The sequence below is a fragment of the Streptomyces sp. NPDC041814 genome (assembly GCF_055590565.1).
Genome location: NZ_JBVJAM010000004.1, coordinates 1 through 17,335 on the forward strand (window position 1 = coordinate 1; position 17,335 = coordinate 17,335).

Genomic DNA, 17,335 nt, shown 5'->3' on the forward strand with positions numbered 1-17,335 from the left:
TTCAGCAAACGACCAACCAACCCACCACCACCAGGCATAACCCAGCACTGAAAACAAAACACCGACCACTGAAAACCAAATGCCAACCATCAGAAAAGGAAAGGATCGAATGCTGTGATCAGTCTCCGGGAACATCAGGTGACCCAGAAAACAGCTATCCGAGAATGGGTCCAATTCTTTGCAAGATCGTCAGTTCCCGCCGAGGGGGCGCGGGGCACACTGGTGTCCGCGACCGGGTCGGGCAAGACGATCACGGCCGCCACGTGCGCGCTGGAGTCGTTCGCGGGCGGACGGATTCTCGTGACCGTGCCGACTCTGGACCTGCTCGCCCAGACCGCCCAGGCGTGGCGGGCGGTGGGCCACCGGGCGCCGATGGTCGCGGTGTGCTCGCTGGACAACGACCCGGTGCTGGGCGCGCTCGGGGTGCGGACGACGACGAACCCGGTCCAGCTCGCCCTGTGGGCCGGGCGCGGGCCCGTGGTCGTGTTCGCCACGTACGCCTCTCTCGTGGACCGCGAGGACATCGATGCACCCGAGGAGGCCCAGCGCAAGGTCCGCGGACCGCTGGAGGCTGCCCTGGCAGGCGGGGAGCGCCTGTATGGGCAGCGCATGGACGGATTCGGCCTCGCGATCGTGGACGAGGCCCACTCAACCGCGGGCGACCTGGGCCGTCCGTGGGCGGCGATCCACGACAACCACCGAATCCCGGCGGACTTCCGGCTCTACCTCACCGCGACCCCGCGCATCCTCGCCGCACCCCGGCCGCAGAAGGGCGCGGACGGTCAGGAGGTGGAGATCGCGACGATGTCGGACGACCCGGAGGGCACCTACGGCGCCTGGCTCGCCGAGCTCGGACTGTCGGAGGCCATCGAGCGCGAAATCCTTGCGGGGTTCGAGATCGACGTCCTGGAAATCCGCGACCCCTCCCCCGCCGTCGGCGAGACGGAAGAAGCGCGGCGCGGCCGGCGCCTCGCCTTGTTGCAGACCGCGCTCCTGGAGCACGCCGCCGCATACAACCTCCGCACCGTCATGACCTTCCACCAGAAGGTCGAAGAAGCCAAAGCGTTCGCGGACAAGCTCCCGCAGACCGCAGCCGAGCTGTACCTCAACGATGCCTCCGACGCCGATCTGGCCGCCGCCGACAAGCTCCCCGCGTCCTCGATCGACGCGGAGTTCTACGAGCTGGAGGCCGGCCGCCACGTACCCCCGGACCGGGTCTGGTCGGCATGGCTGTGCGGCGACCACCTCATCACCGAGCGGCGTGAAGTGCTGCGTCAGTTCGCCAACGGCATCGACGCCACCGGGCACCGGGCCCACCGCGCCTTCCTCGCCAGCTGCCGCGTCCTCGGCGAAGGCGTCGACATCACCGGCGAACGGGGAGTCGACTCGATCTGCTTCGCCGATACCCGCGGCTCCCAGGTCGAGATCGTCCAGAACATCGGCCGGGCCCTCCGCCTCAACCGCGACGGCTCCACCAAGGTCGCCAGGATCATCGTCCCGATCTTCCTGGAGCCCGGCGAGGACCCCACCGACATGGTCGCCTCTGCCAGCTTCCGCCCCCTTGTAGCCGTCCTCCAGGGCTTGCGCTCGCACGACGCCCACCTCGTCGACCAGCTGGCCTCCCGGGCGCTCACGAGCGGCACGCGCAAGGTGCACGTCCGGCGTGACGAAGAGGGGCGGATCGTCGGGGCCGGCGACGCCGACAGTGAGGACCAGGAGCACGGCGACGGCGTTGAAGCCGCCGCCGAGTCCGCGTTGCTGCACTTCTCCACCCCCCGCGACGCGGCGACGGTCGCGGCGTTCCTGCGGACCCGGGTCTACCGGCCGGAGTCGCTGGTGTGGCTGGAGGGCTACCAAGCCCTGATCCGCTGGCGGGCAGAGAACGACATCACCGGCGTGCACGCCGTTCCCTACGACGTCGAGGCCGAAGTCGGCGTGACGAAGTCGTTCCCCCTTGGTCGCTGGGTGCACCAACAGCGAAAATCCCGGCGGGCCGGGGAGCTCGATCCTCACCGCAAGGAACTCCTCGACGCGCCGGAGGCCGGGATGGTCTGGGAGCCCGGCGAGGAAGCCTGGGAGGCCAAGCTCGCCGCGCTCCGCTCCTACCGGCTCGCCACCGGACACCTCGCGCCCCGGCAGGACGCGGTCTGGGACGACCCGGCCGGCTCCGGGACCGTGGCCATCGGCCAGATCATGGCCAACCTCCGCCGCAAGGGCACGAAAAACGGGCTCGGCAAGGACCCCGACCGGGCCGCGAAGCGGGCGGCGCAGCTCGCCGCGATCGACAAGGACTGGAACTGCCCTTGGCCGCTGGACTGGCAGCGGCACTACCGCGTACTCGCCGACCTCGTCGACGCCGACGGCCACCTGCCGACCATCGAACCAGGTGTCGTCTTCGAGGGCGACGACATCGGACGGTGGCTCCAGCAGCAGAAGCAGCCGGCCACCTGGGCGCAGCTGACGCCCGAACAACGCGACCGGCTCACCAAGCTCGGCATTAAGGGCCCCGAGGCCCCGTCTCCCGACCCGACGGCACCCCGCACAACAAAGGGGCCAGGGCCAAGGAAGGCGGGAAGCAAAGCGCAGCAGGCGTTCCAGCGCGGCCTCACCGCCCTGGCCCAGTGGAGGGAGCAGGAAGGACAGCGGCCCGTCCCCCGCGGAGCCGTCGTCGAGATCACCGTCGACGGACAGAAGGAGCCGGTACCCATCCGGCTCGGCGTATGGCTCTCCAACACCCGCGCCCGACGCGATCGGCTGGATGCCGGACAGCTCGCCGCACTCTCCGACCTCGGCATGGCCTGGGCACGGTAGAAGACCGGCATGCCGTATGTACCTCCACGCGGAAAAGTCGTCCAGCGCCAAAACCCGGGGCCCAGCCCACTTGCACAATTGTGCAAAAACGATCTTGGTGGTTGCGGGTGCTCACCAGCCGATCCTGCGTCCTCGACCGGGAGGGCGGGCGCTGCCCGCTGCTGCAGTCCGCACGCAACGCATATGCCAACAGGAAAGCCTGAGGCCCGACATGATCCGTGTTCCTGGCATCCCAGAAGGTCGTCCCTCTCCTGCTGGAATTCTTCGTACTGCTCCCCTGGCGCAGGAGACCACGGCCTCATTGATCGGCCGTGTCGCCGCCTCCTACGGGCTGGAGACAGCGTCGCTGCGGCCCGGCTGGAAGTGGCGCAGCCAGCAGCCCAGACATGAGGGCGGGGCTCCTCGGGCCGATGCCGAAGTGCTGCTGAACGCCGGGGGCAGGCGGCTGCTGGCCCAGCTGTGCGGCGTCGACGAACACGTGCTGGCACGGGGATTGCCGTCCTGGAATCTGGAGGATGCCAGGCTGCCCGCCAAACAGGACGGGGCTCCGGCGGCGGTGGGGCGGATCGGAGGTGCGGCCGCCGGACCGGTGGCGTACGGCTGCCGTCTGTGCACGGCGCGGCGCAGGGGGGCAGACCTACCGGTAGTGCGGTACATGCCGCTCTGATCCCGGGTGTGCATCCGGCACGGCAGGTGGCTCCTGGACGCGGACGCCGACCAGGCTGAGCTGTCCGGGATCGTGGTGATGATCTTCTTTCCGCGGACGGGCACCGGTGACGCCAAGCTCGCGCATGGGGCGTTCGACCGTGCACCGGGCCACGATGTGGCCTTGGCGGTGCAGCTCACGCCAGACCTTCCTGGCCCCGCAGACACGGTAGTCGTCAGCGTGTCTTCGGGCGCGGGGCGTCCGCCGGTCTGTCGTGTGCAGTACCGACGGACTCGGTGTGTGAGAGTACGGCAAGGAGCTGCAGTTTCTCGTCGCTGTCGCTGTCCTTGTCGGGGTAGTAGACGACGAGGATGACGTCGCCGATGGCGAGTTTGTCGCGGTGGAGCCGTAGTTCACCGACAACGGGGTGGTGGACGGTGGTCGTGCCTCCCTCGAGACTGCGGACGTCATGGCGGGCCCACAGGGTACGGAACCGCTGACTGGACAGTGCGAGTTCTCCGACGAGTTCGGTGAACCGGGGGTTGTCGGTGTCGTCCCCGATGGTGGTGCGAAGGGCGGCGATGAAATCGGCGGTGGCTTTCGTCCAGTCCTGGTGGAAGGCTTGTTCCTCAGGATCAAGGAGGAGAGAACGAAGCCGATTCTGGCCGGGCTGCAGGCGGGGGGAGAGCGCGACCGCCATGGGGTTGGAGGCCAGGACATCGAACGCGCGCCCTTCGACGAACGCGGGGATATGAAGGTGGGCGAGCAGTTCGCGTACGCGCGCCGGTACGTGCTCGGGCCGCTTGCGCCGCGGCGCCCTGGGGCGTGCCGCCGCGAGGCCGAGCAGGTACGTCCGCTCGATGCCGTCGAGCTGCAGGACCCGCGCGAGTGATTCAAGGACCTGTGGTGAGGGGTTCTTGTCACGGCCCCGTTCCAGGCGAAGGTAGTAGTCGGGACTGATTCCGGCGAGCAGGGCGACTTCCTCACGGCGCAGGCCGGGCACGCGGCGGCTGCCCCCGGGCGGGAGTCCTGCCTGCGCCGGGGAGACCAGCTCACGCCTGGCGCGAAGGTAGCTGCCGAGCCGGTTGCCGGATTCCTCTTCCTTCATACCGACACCGTAACGCGGTGCGCGTGTCCCAGAGGGGGCCCTGGCAGGACCAGGGAAGACGGGGGCCCTGCCACACCCGGCGAATGCCGTCAAGACTGCGATAGCACTGTTCTGAACGAGACAGAGAGCCGCCCGGCCTGCGCCGCGGGCCTGAACGCCGGCGGCGCCCTGGACTGAAGGGAAGACCTCATGGATCTCTCCAACCGCACCGTTCTCATCGTCGGCGGAACCTCGGGTATCGGGCGAGAGCTGGCCCGGCGGTTCGCTGCGGCAGGCAGCACCGTGGCCGTTGGCGGTCGCAGCCCTAAGGCACTCTCGGAACTTGCCGGAGAAGACTTCGGCACGATCAGCATCGACGTCACCGACAGTGCTTCCGTCGCAGCTGCCCGTGACGCCGCGCTCGCCCGGTACCCCGAGCTGGACACCGTGGTGACCATGTCGGGAGTCATGCTGCTGGAGGACCTGCGCGACCCCGCGCACTTCGAGGCGGCAGCGACGACGATCGACACCAACCTGCTCGGCACGATCCGAGTCGTCGACGCCTTCACCCCCCATCTGGTCCGGCGGGGTACCGGCACCTTCATGACCGTCACCTCCGGCATCGCTTTCCTGCCGTTCCCGCCCATGCCCAGCTACGCCGCCTCGAAGGCCGCGGTGCACGCCTACTCCGAGGCACTGCGCGCGCAACTCGACGGCACCGGTGTTGGCGTCGTCGAGCTCGTCCCCCCGGCCGTCGCCACGGCAGGACAGGAAAAGGTGAACCCGCACGCGCTGCCGCTCAACGACTTCGCCACCGAGGTCATGCACCTGCTCTCGCAGGACCCCACCCCCCACGAAATCCTCGTGAAGGGCGTCCTCGTGCACCGCTGGGCCGAGCGCCACGGCACCTACGACGAGCTCGTCGCACAGCGATCCCGAGCTCTGGCCATGCTCCCAAGCCGCCAAGGCTGACACCCCTCCCCTCCCGATCGACGGCCTCCTCACTCATTGCCGCTAGGACGTATCGGACAGTCGACGACGACGCATTTCTCGCATCCCTGCCGGGCGGCTGCGGGTAGCGGCCCGGGCCGCACGTCGGCTGAGAAGCGGGGTGCTCCGGTGGATTCGAGCAGGAGCAGCGCGGAGTCGTCCGCCCGGGCGGCCGGTGCGGGGTGCCGGTGCACGTCGGTACGGAGCTGTTCCATCCGGTGGCCAGGGTGCCGGTCCTGAGGAGGCCGGTGCGGGTGGCCAGGGGGTAGAATCGCCCGGCGGTATCGCGAGCCTCGTCAAGGCCGTCGGTGCGGAAGAGCATCCGATCCCCGGGGGCGAGGGTGCGGCCGTACCGACCGGGCCTGATGTTGCGCAGTGCGCCCAGGCCGAGGGGCATGCCGGGGTGGTCGGGGGCCGCTTCCGTCACTCCGCCGGGTGCGGGCAGCACCAGTGGTGCGGTATGGCCGTAGTTGACGAGGGTCAAGGTGCCGTCGTCGGTCAGTTTCGGCGAGGACCGCGGTGACGAACCGGTCCTCGGTGCCACTGCGGGCCAGGGCGCAGGACATCTTCAGACCGACCGTCTCCAGACGGGAGGAGACCGGGGCGCTCTCGCGGAAGGCGGCCAGGACAGTGGCGGCCGTGTGGCGGCGTTCAGCCCCTTGCCCTGGACGTCTCCGCTGGAGGCCGGCCGCCACGTACCCCAGACCGGGTCTGGTCGGCGTGGCTGTGCGGCGACCACCTCGTCACCGAGCGGCGTGAAGTGCTGCGGCAGTTCGCCAACGGTATCGACGCCACCGGCCACCGGGTCCACCGCGCCTTCCTCGCCAGCTGCCGCGTCCTCGGTGAGGGGGTCGACATCACCGGCACACGGGGAGTCGACTCGATCTGCTTCGCCGACACCCGCGGCTCCCAGGTGGAGATCGTGCAGAACATCGGCCGAGCGCTCAGGTTGAACCGCGACGGCTCCACCAAGGTGGCCCGGATCATCGTCCCGGTGTTCCTAGAGCCCGAGGAGGATCCGAAGGCCATGGTCGCCTCTTCTTCGTATGCCGGACTGGTCGCTGTGCTCCAGGGCCTGCGCTCGCACGACGCCCACCTCGTCGAGCAGCTCGCCTCCCGCGCCCTCACCAGCGGCCAGCGGCAGATCCACGTCCAGCGCGACGAGGACGGACGGATCGTCGGCGCCGGGGGCGAGAGCGACGTCGACGGCGAGGGCCAGGAGCACGATGGCGGCAGCACTGACGCGGCAGCCGAGTCAGCGTTGCTGCACTTCTCCAGCCCCCGAGACGCAGCCACCATCTCCGCATTCCTGCGGACCCGCGTCTACCGCCCGGAATCCCTGGTGTGGCTGGAGGGCTACCAAGCCCTGATCCGCTGGCGGGCAGAGAACGAGATCACCGGCGTCTTCGCCGTCCCGTACGACACCGAGGTCGAGGTCGGCGTCACGAAGGACTTCCCGCTGGGGCGGGGGGTGCACCAGCAGCGGAAGGCGCTGCGGGCCGGGGAGCTGGAGGACCGGCGCAAGGTGCTGCTGGACGCGCCGGAAGCCGGGATGCTCTGAGAGCCCGGCGAGGACGCGTGGGAGAACAAACTCGCCGCGCTCCGCTCCTACCGGCGCGCCACCGGCCACCTCGCACCCCGGCAGGACGCCGTTTGGGACGACCCCACCGGCCCCGGGGCCGTCCCCATCGGCCAGATCATGGCCAACCTCCGCCGCAAGGGCGGCAAGAGCGGCCTCGGTAAGGACCCTGACCGGGCTACGGAGCGGGCGGCGCAGCTCGCCGCGATCGACAAGGACTGGAACTGCCCCTGGTCTCTGAACTGGCAGCGGCACTACCGGGTGCTCGCCGACCTGGTCGACGCCGACGGCGTCCTGCCCTACATCGCACCCGGCGTCACGTTCGAGGGCGACGACATCGGCACCTGGCGGTGGCGCCAGCAGGAACCCGGCACCTGGGCCCAGCTCCTGCCCGAGCAGCGCGCGCGGCTGGAGGCGCTGGGCGTGCGGGGCGCGACCCTCCCCGTCGCGGCCGCGGCCCCGGCGGAGCTCCGTCCCGGGCTGGCCGCCGCGCTCAAAGGCCCGAAGAAGCCCGGGAGCAAGGCCCAGGCCGCGTTCCAGCGCGGCCTGGCAGCCCTGGAGCAGTGGTTGGAGGAAGGGCAGCGGCCCGTACCGCGCGGGGCGGTGGTGGACGTCGTGGTCGACTCCGAGACGGTGACGGTGAAACTGGGGGTATGGCTCTCCAACACCAAGGCGAGGCGGGACAAGCTCACCCCGGAACAGCGCGCCGCCCTGGCCGACCTGGGGCTCGACTGGGCGGCGACCTGAACGGTGGGCCGGGTACGCCTGGCGAGGACCGGGGTTCGCTGCCGCAGACACGGGCGGGAAGGGGCCTCGATGCTGGGCTGACTCTGACCGCTCGGCGTATCGTTGTATCCCCTTTCAGTGAAGGGGCGTTGGACGGAATCAGGGGCGGGGCTATGGCAGTTTCGGGAACGACACGGGTTGTCGTCTGGGTGGTCGCTGTAGTGGCTGGGGCGGTGTCGGCGGGGCTGATTGTGGCGCTGCTGGTGAACCCTGACATGGCTGACCGGACCGCGAGTGTGACTGGTGCTGTTGTCGGGCTCGCCGGCTTCGTCGTGGCCGTGGTGGCCCTCGTCCGTTCCCCGGGAGGGGGGAGCTCCCCGGTTGGCCGTCGGGTGCGTGCGGGCCGCGGGGGGATCGCTGCTGGCGGGAACGTGGCCGGGAATGCGATCGGGGACCGTTCCCTTGTGGTGGGGCCGTCGAGCACCCCCGGGGCACAGTCTGCGGGTGGCGGGGATGTCCGTGCGGGGCGTGACGGGCTCGCGGCCGGCGGGGATGTGCGTGACAACACCCTCGGCGACGACAGCGAACGCCGATGACCCCCCTGTGGCCACGCCGCCGAAACAAGGATGGCGTGCCTGCGGCAACGGCCGCCCCGAACGCCCTCTCTGCATCCCGGCCGGATCCTGGCGGGCCCGGGCAGGTAATCGTCGGGGGCGGGGGTGTGGGAGCAGGGGGCGACGTCTCGCACAACGCGATCGGTGATAACAGCCAGGTCGTCGACAACCGACAGTACTTTCTGCCGGCCCCGGCGAAGGACGTGTCCTGGCCGGTGGAGATCGGTGGGATTCCTGCGCTCGCGACCGCGTTCCAGCCGCGTGTGGGGTTGCGTGAACAGATCGACACTGCGCGGATGGCCGGTGAATCGGCGGTGCTGACGCAGGTCCTCTCCGGCGGCGGCGGCGTGGGCAAGTCGCAGATCGCAGCCAAGTACGCGAGCGAAGCTCTCCGCGACGGAACCGATCTCGTCCTGTGGGCGCATGCGGCCGATACCAAGCAGGTCATCACCCGTTATGCGCAGGCCGCGCGCCTCGTCTCAGCCCCCGGAGCAAGCGGCGAGGACCCCGAGGACGACGCTCAGGCGTTCTTGTCATGGCTGGCGACCACCGACCGGCGATGGCTCGTCGTGCTGGACGACATCACCGACCCAGCCGCGATGGCGCCATGGTGGCCGGCGAGCAGGACGGGCACAGGGTGGGTGCTGGCTTCCACCCGACTGCACGACGCCACTCTCACAGGGAATGGGCGCCGCCGCGTTCCGGTCGATGTCTACACCCCGGGCGAGGCCGCCGCTTACCTTCACGGGCGGCTCACCGACGACGGCGCAGCGCATCTCCTGTCCGACAGCGTCGAGGACCTCGCCGTCGCGCTCGGGTACCTGCCGCTGGCCCTGGGCCATGCCGCGGCGTACATGCTCAACCAGGACATCACCGTCACCGAGTACCTGGCCCTTTTCAAAGACCATGACCGGCGCCTGGACCAGTTGCTGCCCGAGGGCGCTGACGCAGAGGGTTACGGGCAGCAGGTCGCGGCCACGCTCCTGCTCTCCCTGGACGCAGCCCAGCGCACCCATCCCGCCGGCCTCGCCCGACCAGTGCTGCGACTCGCCGCGCTGCTCGGCCCGGCAGGACACCCCCACGAGCTATGGAACACACCCACCGTCCTCGCCTACCTCGGCCAACAGTCCGAGCCCTCCGACAGCAGCATGGCCGCCGATGAAAGCCGTGAACCGGTCAGTGCGGAACAGGCCGACGCGGTGCTGCGGGTCCTGCACCGCTACGCGCTGATCAGCAGCGACCGCAGCCAACACCCCAACACCGTCCGCGTCCACGCACTCACCGCCCGCGCCGTACGCGAAAACACACCCGAAGAAACCCTGCCCCACCTCGCACGCACGACCGCCAAAGCTCTTCTGGACATCTGGCCCAGCGTCGACCAGGTCGCGCCTGATCTAGCCGCAGCCCTGCGTGCCAACGCCGAGCACCTCCAGCAGCACACCGGAGACCACCTCTGGCAGCCAGACGGTCACGGGCTCTTGTCCCGCGTCTGCGCCAGCCTGCACGATGCGGGCCTCATAGCCGCGACCGTCACGTATGCGGAACGGCTCGCCACTACTAGCGAGCAGGTACTTGGACCTGACCACCCCGACACCCTCAGGGCCCGCCACAACCTCGCCATCTCCTACGCGGAGGCCGGACGCACCACGAAGGCCGTAACCCTCCAAGAGGGCATCCTCGCCGACAGCGAACGACTCCTGGGATCCCACCACCCCGACACCATCACCGCCCGCCACAGCCTCGCCATCTCCTATGCGGAGGCCGGGCGCACCGCGGAAGCCACCGCCCTCAAGGAAGGGGTCCTCGCCGACCGCGAACGACTCCTGGGACCCGACCACCCCGACACCATCAGCACCCGCCACAACCTCGCTATCTCCTACACGGACGCTGGGCGCACCGCGGAAGCCACCGCCCCCAAGGAAGGGGTCCTCGCCGACCGCGAACGACTCCTGGGACCCGACCACCCCGACACCATCAACGCCCGCCACAGCCTCGCCATCTCCTACACGCACGCCGGACGCACGGGGGAGGCAACCGTTCTACACGAACAGGTCCTCGCCGACCGCGAACGCCTTCTGAGACGCGACCACCCCCACACCCTCACCGCCCGCAGCCACCTCGCTGCCTCTTATGCGGAGGCCGGACGCACCGCGGAGGCCATAACTCTCCAAGAAGGGGTCCTCGCCGACCGCGAACGACTCCTGGGACCCGACCACCCCGACACCATCAACGCCCGCCACAACCTCGCCATTTCCTATGCGCACGCGGGACGTACCAGCGAGGCGACCACGCTCCAAGAGGGCGTCCTCGCCGACTTCGAACGGCTCCTGGGACCCGACCACCCCGACACCATCAACGCCCGCGCCAACCTCGCCATCTCCTACACAGACGCCGGACGCACCACCGAAGCCACCACCCTCGAAGAGGGCGTCCTCGCCGACTACGAACGGCTCCTGGGACCCGACCACCCCGACACCCTCCGTGCCCGCCTCAACCTCGCCATCTCCTACGCCGACGCCGGACGCACCACCGAAGCCACCACGCTCCAAGAGGGCGTCCTCGCCGACTACGAACGGCTCCTGGGACCCGACCACCCCGACACCCTGCGTGCCCGCCACAGCCTCGCCACCTCCTACACAGACGTCGGACGCATCACCGAAGCCACCGCTCTATACGAAAGCGTCCTCGCCGACCGCGCACGAATCCTCGGCCCCAACCACCCCGACACCCTCACCGCCCGCCACAACCTCGCCGACTCCTACACAAACGCCGGACGTAGCGCTGAAGCCACCGCTCTACTCGAGAACGCTTTCGGCGGCCGTGACCGTTGACCACCGCCGGGTCAGACCGCGATTGACGTCCTCGCCGGGCAGTTCCGGCGCGCCTTGTTCATCCCCATGCCCACGTGTTGGGTCGGTGGGCGGCAGCGATCAGAGGTCGCGACACCTTGGGGCGCGGTTGGAGCCGGTTGCGGATGCGGGCGGGGGCGTTGTCGGTGGCGATGAGGGTGCGGATGTGGTCGGTGAAGTCGGGGTCGGTCAGTGGGAGCTCGAAGTCGTCGACGTAGCCGACTGCGGCGGGGGCGTAGTCGATGATGGCTCCGACGGCGGCCGGTACGGGAGTGCGACTGGTCTTGAGGGCGCCGAGGATGCGCAGGAGGTCCGCGTCTGTGGCGGATACATCCTTGAGTGCTGCGGTGACCGCGCGGGGGACGACGTCGGGTTCCGCCTCGGCGGCGGTTTCGGCCGGGGTAAGGGGGGCGTCGGTGGAGGGTGTGTTCTGCAGGAGTTCTGCCTGTTCGTGCCACCAGCGGGCGGGGGCGTGTTCGCCGAGGGCGCGGTGGTGGAGGTAGAGGCAGTAGGAGGAGGCGGGGTCGCCGGCTCCGGCGGCGAGCGGACGGTGGCACTGCTCATGCCCAGTACGTCGGCGACCTCGGGGGCTTTCATGCCCTGGAGGTAAGTCATCACCATGACGTCCCGCTGCCGGTCGGTGAGCTGGCGCAGGGCGCGGAAGAGGGCCAGGGATTCGGTAATCTGGCCCATGGGGTCGATGGCGTCGCGCAGGGCGACGGTGTCGAAGGCCGCCTCGTCGATCAGCGGGGGGCGACGCGTGCGGGCGCGGACAAGGTCGATGACCTTGTTGCGCATCACAGTCCAGGCGTAGGCGGCGGGGTTCTCCGAGAGCAGGACCTGGTCCCAGGTGCGCAGCAGGTGCTCGAAGGTGCTGTCGATGGCTTCTTCGGCGTCCTGGCGGTGGTGGAGGTAGGTCTCGGCGAAGCGGACGTAGCTGGGCCGGTTCATGCGGTGAAACGCCGTGAAGGACAGGTCCGGGCGGGCGGACGAGGTCATGGAGGGAGCGCCGGAGGTGTCGCGGGTGCGGTTCTTGGTCACCGGCCGCCCTCACGCTCGTGGCGGGTCATCTCGCTGACGCCAGCGCGTACGCCCGCGGCGGCCAGGCGGCGGAGCAGGGCGATGGCGTCGGCGCCGAAGACGCGGGCCGTCAGGGCGAGGATGATCAGGTCACTTGCGAGTTGGGTCGTCACAGACGTTGGCCCCTCTCCTGTGAAGGTCCGGGCTGCGGCTGGTGTGTGTGCCCGGGAGTGCGCCGGAGTGCGCCTTCATCACAACGACGACGCGTAACGCGCCGGTGTGCAGTGGCAACCCGAAGAATGTCACCGAGAGCGAAACCTTGGTGACATACAGGTGTTCCCAACTGCTTACGCAGCGGCAATAGCCACCTCGCGCCACCGAGCGCCAGCCTCACCAACAGCAAGCCTCTCTCCTGAACCCACCCCTACATAAGTTTGCGCAAAGAGAGCAAAGCTGCGAAGTGGCCTATGCCACAAAGGAGGAGCGCCTCCGCGTACGGCTACGGCAGGCATACGAGAACGCGTTCTGGGCGCTGAAGAAGCGGCACCGGCTGATGAAGGTCTCCCGGACCGCCTTCTATGCTCGTCGCACCAGCCTGCCCGGTCCTCGTGCGGTGCTGAATGCCGAGTTGGACCACGCACGGCAGGGCGGCCAACTCGCAGGTCCTCAAGAGCGATTCTCTGGGACATGCCCTTGCGCTCGTAGTGCTGCGTCGAGCGCTGCTGCGGCAGCTGCTGCCTCCGTCTCGGTCGTGCCACCTGTGACGGTGACAGACACGTCGCCGACGGTCATAGTGACGGACGTCTCGGTTGCACTGGTCGAAGTGCACCAGCGGCGGACTGTCTCAACGGCCGCGGGCAGTGCCAGCGTTCCAGTAATAGCCAGCGTAAGGATATCGAGGGCCTGACCCAGTTCGTTGGGGCGAGGGGGCGCGGCGGGCTGCCAGCGAGCGGTGGCCAAGCCCTGCAGGCCCGGGTCTCGCAGGAGGAAGAGTCGTAGACCATCGGGAAGGCCTTCTCCCATACCGCTGGTCAGTATGACGTGATGGCTCATAGCTCCTCATGAGGGTGGTCGGTCGGCACGGCGGACAGATACGCAGGGTTGTGGCACAGGGGAATCCGGGCGCCGTCATTCCGGATTTGGCGAGCGGGGAGCGGTAGCTGGCGCGCGCGGCACTCTGCCTGCACAGCCTCATAGAGAGTGTCCGCGGAGAGGACAGGCCCTGCGCCCGGAACCCCGTCGCGCAGCGCAGCCAGGACGAGCCCGGTGAACGCGGTGTGGCGTGCACCCGCCGGGACCAGCGACGGTTGCGTGGCGCCGGACGAGGTCATGACGTAGGACCCGGGGACTGCCACGGACGAAGCCGGGAACCCCGAGAGATGGTCCAGCGCGGAGCCGCTGTAGCAACTGTCCAGGATGACGAGTCTCTGAGCTACAGGAATCTCCCGGAGACTGTGCCGCAAATCGTCGAAGCTCCAGTACGAGTACGGCTTGTCTCCCCTTGTGCCCGCCAGCGAGAGCAGGAATTGTCCGCTCGAGGGATGCGAGCGCCCGTGTCCCGCATAGTAGAAGAGAAAGGCTCCGGCGGGACCGATACTGGTAGCCACCTCCTCAATCGCTTCATGGATGGACTCGCGGTCGTGTGGGTCACGGATGACGCGCAGATTCTCCTCGCAGATCCCGAACTCTGTTGACCGCAGGACCTGCTGAAGATCATCGAGATTATTCTGAATCGACGGGACGTCGGAGAGATGAGCGTAGCTGCCGACGCCGACAAGGACAGCGCCCCCTGAGGCCCAGCAGGCCATCGGGGACCGACGAGGAGCGGGCAGTGACACCTGCCGTCGCTCAAACGGGCTAAGGTGTTCACGCCTGTCACACACCCACGAGTAGAGGCGTCCCGCGTCCACTCCATCGCTGATGAGCAACTCAGCGATCAGGGCCAAATACTGCAGGATAGCCGCCGCAGGGGCCCTGCGTCTGGCCAGTACGCCGTGCCCATCGCGCCAGCACAACAACTCCCCTTCCTCTGACGGGAACATCCTCCAGTCGAACGCCACTGTATCGATGAGGTCGCTGACAACTGAACCGTTCGCAGGGTGAGGAAGGTCGGCCAGGAGACCAAGTGCAGCCCGTCGATCGACCGGCGACCAATCGTGGTCACGATCCGAATCATGGAAAAATTCCTGCTGGACGTCACACCAATCGGGACCTTGATCAGCGGGCCGGCGACTCCCGTGCAGCCGGTCATGCGCGGCAATCAGATCCCGATAGACCGTGCCGTGCCTCCGTAATGCCGTGATCGGAACGGCCATATCCCGGCCTCGTAGCGCCGGTACGATCATTCCCACTACTGCGCCGATATCAGAAGCAACGACGGGTCCGCCAGCAAGGGTCTCGGGCATCGTCGCCTCCCCAGTGCCCATCAGCCTCATTTCCGTGCCGAACCCGGCGATGGCATCGATTAAGGTCTCACGGAGGGAGGCGTCTCCCTTCCAGGCCATAAACCCGAGATGGAAGCATTCTCCACTGCCAAAAGGCCACGGAGTGTCGCTGAGCCAAGCACAGTGGTGCCCGAACGCCGTTGGATCGGTCACTCGTAGCAGCGCAAAGACGTTGTCGGGCGACCAGTCCTCAATGCTGGCCAACACAGGCGCTCTGCCCTTGAACCCAGGACCCGAAACACCCACGAGCCGGTCCGCATGATCAGCGACATGAGGCCGTAGTACGTCGGCTGAAGTGAGAATCAAGCCGGGTGCCACGAGGGTCCCGCTGCACCAGACAGAAGCGGCTCCCGAGCCAACGTCGTGAAGGTAGACAGTCGCCAACGCAGCGACCTCAGAAAGCAGGCGCCGACGATATATATCCGTAGCCAAGTACCGTCCCCCATGAGCTAGTTGGCAGGCCGAGTGCCGCAGATACTGATGCACTATCCCCGTCACGCATGCTACAGACCCTGTTCCTGCTACGAGCGCTACCGCCACCCAGCCCGGCCGAGGAGAGGGGGTCGGTCTGCGAGCTCGTGCGCGGTAGGCAGCAAAGCGTCGAGAATCGCGGCGGGGCTCGGCGTTCACATCGGTCGTGCCGAAGTCAGGTCCGCGTCTGCTGGTGGAACAGCAGGCGGCATCGCCGCCGAGGCCGCCCACACCGTCGGCTGGCCCGATTGGCTTCTCCTGGCTCTCGATAACTCCCCTGTCGTCGACCTACCGCGGACAGAAACGGGCATGCTCATGCCCTGGCCGATACGGCACTCGGAGGACCCATGGACCGACGTGCGGCCCCGCCACCGAGGGCCGGGGCCGTGGGCCTTGCCCTGGGCGAGAAGGGCAGCGTCCTGACCCTGCCCCTGGCCGACGCCCTGCAGGCGCTGCCCGTCGCGGACGAGAGCCGCACCGGCTACGAGCGGAGCAAGTTCAAGCACTAGGTAGATGCGGACAAGGACGGCTGCAACACCCGCAACGAGGTCCTCCTGGCCGAGGCGGTCGTCGCTCCGGAGCAGGGTGCGCGGTGCAAGCTGTCCGGCGGGCAGTGGTACAGCCCGTACAGCAACACCTACGTCGACTCCCCCGGCGCCCTGGACATCGACCACCTCGTGCCGCTCGCCGAAAGCTGGGACTCCGGCGCCTCCAGCTGGACGCCGGCCGAGCGTGAGGCGTACGCGAACGACCTCGAGGGACCGCTCCCTGATCGCGGTCACCGCCGCAACGAACAGATCGAAGGCCGACCAGGACCCGGCCCAGTGGATGCCTCCGTACGAGCCCTACCACTGCCAGTACCTCACCGACTGGATCGCCACCAAGCTCCGCTGGCAACTCACCATCGACGACAGCGAACACAACACCCTCGTTCAGGGCACCGCTTCCTGCCCGAACCGGCCCGTCCACGTCACCCTCGCCCGCTGACCCTCACATAGGCCTGGGACCAGAGACTGCCCCTGCACGCCGCCCAGATGAACGGCGTCTCGGTAAGTAGCTGCGTGCGTAGCGGTGGAGCCGCGTACGGGCCTCGGACTCAGTGAGGCCGAGGCTCGTGGCGATCGTCTCCCAGGACTGGTCGTCGCCCCGGGCCGCATACGCGGCGACCGCGCCGGCCTCGGCGATCGAGGACTCCAGGAGGGCGACGAGCCGGAGAGCGGCCAAGGGCGCGTCGACGGCCAGGACGTCCAGGCGCTCCAGCAGGCGGGTATGGAGATCTGAGACGTCTTCGGGGACCGGGACGCTGCGGTGCTCAACGTCCGTCATGTGCTGCTTCCAGTCCGCGTGCGGCCCGCTGGTGTCGTACCACTCCGGGCCCTCGGCGGCGACCTGCTGCCAGTCGATGGGGTGCAGGGTGGTGCCGCGCCATCCGCAGGAGCATGCTCCGCGCAGCGAGGTCGCGCGCGGGGCGTTCAGGGTCTGGCCGTCGTAGACCCGCCAGTTGCTCGTCTCGACCGCCACCTCGTCCTCGATCCACTCCAGCACCCGCTCGATCGCCCGCTCGTGCGCGGCCTCGATCACCCGCCGCGTCTCCTCATCCCCGAACGCCCACAGGAGGTAGATCGTCGGCTGCGGCCGGAACACGAAGTCCACGCCCGTGACCATCACCCGGCGGCCGAGAGCGCCGGCTTTGAACGCCTCCTTCGGGGAGTGCCCCTTGGCAAGCCGGTCGGCCTCGATCCGGTCCGCGTCCGGGTGCCGGCCCCGCTCGCCGAACAGGTTCCGCAGCTGCGCCTCGGTGACCTCCTCACCCGGCGCCAGTCCGAGCACGGCAAGTCCCCGTCCCATCCATCGCCCGACCGGGACCCCGGCTTGCTCCTGGGCGACGCGCAGAGATGTGCGAGCCGGGCGCCGGCCGTCGCCGACGACGGTCTCGCGCAGGTAGTAGCGGTACATCTGACCGGCCCGGATCACCCTGATATCCACTGTCATGGAGACCACGCCACACGGCCCTACCTGCAAGAAAAGGCTGCCAGCGGGACGTCCCGCCAGGCGGGAACAGCAGCCGAACTCTCTTCACCGGGGCCCGCTGGGCGGG

Annotated in this window: 9 protein-coding genes and 4 pseudogenes; 5 read left to right on the forward strand and 8 right to left on the reverse strand. The window is 68.7% G+C overall.

What is annotated here, in order from left to right; all coding sequences use genetic code 11:
- Positions 1–114 precede the first annotated feature (114 nt).
- On the forward strand, positions 115–2,811 hold the full coding sequence (locus ACZ6C6_RS12450) for a helicase associated domain-containing protein (RefSeq protein WP_469201879.1): 2,697 nt from the start codon (positions 115–117) through the stop codon (positions 2,809–2,811).
- Between the two features lie 720 nt (positions 2,812–3,531).
- On the opposite strand, the pseudogene ACZ6C6_RS12455 reads toward ACZ6C6_RS12450, so the two are convergent.
- Both ACZ6C6_RS12455 and ACZ6C6_RS12460 read right to left on the reverse strand, forming a co-directional pair.
- A pseudogene (locus ACZ6C6_RS12455) lies at positions 3,532–3,676 on the reverse strand (IS3 family transposase); the annotation flags it as partial.
- A gap of 16 nt (positions 3,677–3,692) precedes the next feature.
- Positions 3,693–4,565 carry a helix-turn-helix transcriptional regulator gene (locus ACZ6C6_RS12460; RefSeq protein WP_469201882.1) on the reverse strand — a complete coding sequence of 291 codons (873 nt, stop codon included), beginning with the start codon at positions 4,563–4,565 and terminating at the stop codon, positions 3,693–3,695.
- A 189-nt stretch (positions 4,566–4,754) separates the two neighbouring features.
- Here ACZ6C6_RS12460 and ACZ6C6_RS12465 point away from each other — a divergent pair, with 189 nt between their 5' ends.
- Positions 4,755–5,516 (forward strand): SDR family oxidoreductase, encoded by a 762-nt coding sequence (locus tag ACZ6C6_RS12465; protein ID WP_469201887.1) that lies wholly within the window; start codon positions 4,755–4,757, stop codon positions 5,514–5,516.
- A gap of 262 nt (positions 5,517–5,778) precedes the next feature.
- On the opposite strand, the pseudogene ACZ6C6_RS12470 reads toward ACZ6C6_RS12465, so the two are convergent.
- Positions 5,779–6,078: pseudogene (locus tag ACZ6C6_RS12470) on the reverse strand (SpoIIE family protein phosphatase); the annotation flags it as partial.
- A 97-nt stretch (positions 6,079–6,175) separates the two neighbouring features.
- Here ACZ6C6_RS12470 and ACZ6C6_RS12475 point away from each other — a divergent pair.
- Positions 6,176–7,860: pseudogene (locus tag ACZ6C6_RS12475) on the forward strand (helicase associated domain-containing protein); the annotation flags it as partial.
- An 889-nt stretch (positions 7,861–8,749) separates the two neighbouring features.
- Entirely contained in the window at positions 8,750–11,284 is a 2,535-nt protein-coding gene (locus ACZ6C6_RS12480) for a tetratricopeptide repeat protein (RefSeq protein ID WP_469201889.1), read from the forward strand.
- 207 nt (positions 11,285–11,491) lie between these two features.
- On the opposite strand, the gene ACZ6C6_RS12485 is transcribed toward ACZ6C6_RS12480, so the two are convergent.
- The 4 genes from ACZ6C6_RS12485 to ACZ6C6_RS12500 form a co-directional block, all read right to left on the reverse strand.
- Positions 11,492–12,343 carry a sigma-70 family RNA polymerase sigma factor gene (locus ACZ6C6_RS12485; RefSeq protein WP_469201891.1) on the reverse strand — a complete coding sequence of 284 codons (852 nt, stop codon included), beginning with the start codon at positions 12,341–12,343 and terminating at the stop codon, positions 11,492–11,494.
- Positions 12,340–12,495: a hypothetical protein gene (locus tag ACZ6C6_RS12490; protein WP_469201893.1), complete on the reverse strand. Its 156-nt coding sequence runs from the start codon at positions 12,493–12,495 to the stop codon at positions 12,340–12,342. The genes ACZ6C6_RS12485 and ACZ6C6_RS12490 overlap by 4 nt, the downstream gene beginning before the upstream one ends.
- 493 nt (positions 12,496–12,988) lie before the next feature.
- Positions 12,989–13,375, reverse strand: coding sequence for an effector-associated constant component EACC1 (locus ACZ6C6_RS12495; protein ID WP_469201895.1), 387 nt, complete (start codon positions 13,373–13,375; stop codon positions 12,989–12,991).
- Positions 13,372–14,970, reverse strand: coding sequence for a caspase family protein (locus ACZ6C6_RS12500; protein WP_469201897.1), 1,599 nt, complete (start codon positions 14,968–14,970; stop codon positions 13,372–13,374). Before ACZ6C6_RS12500 ends, ACZ6C6_RS12495 begins: the two co-directional genes overlap by 4 nt.
- Before the next feature lie 614 nt (positions 14,971–15,584).
- Here ACZ6C6_RS12500 and ACZ6C6_RS12505 point away from each other — a divergent pair.
- Positions 15,585–16,224: pseudogene (locus ACZ6C6_RS12505) on the forward strand (HNH endonuclease family protein).
- 3 nt (positions 16,225–16,227) lie between these two features.
- On the opposite strand, the gene ACZ6C6_RS12510 reads toward ACZ6C6_RS12505, so the two are convergent.
- Entirely contained in the window at positions 16,228–17,229 is a 1,002-nt protein-coding gene (locus tag ACZ6C6_RS12510; protein ID WP_469201899.1) for a relaxase domain-containing protein, read from the reverse strand.
- Between the last annotated feature and the right edge of the window lie 106 nt (positions 17,230–17,335).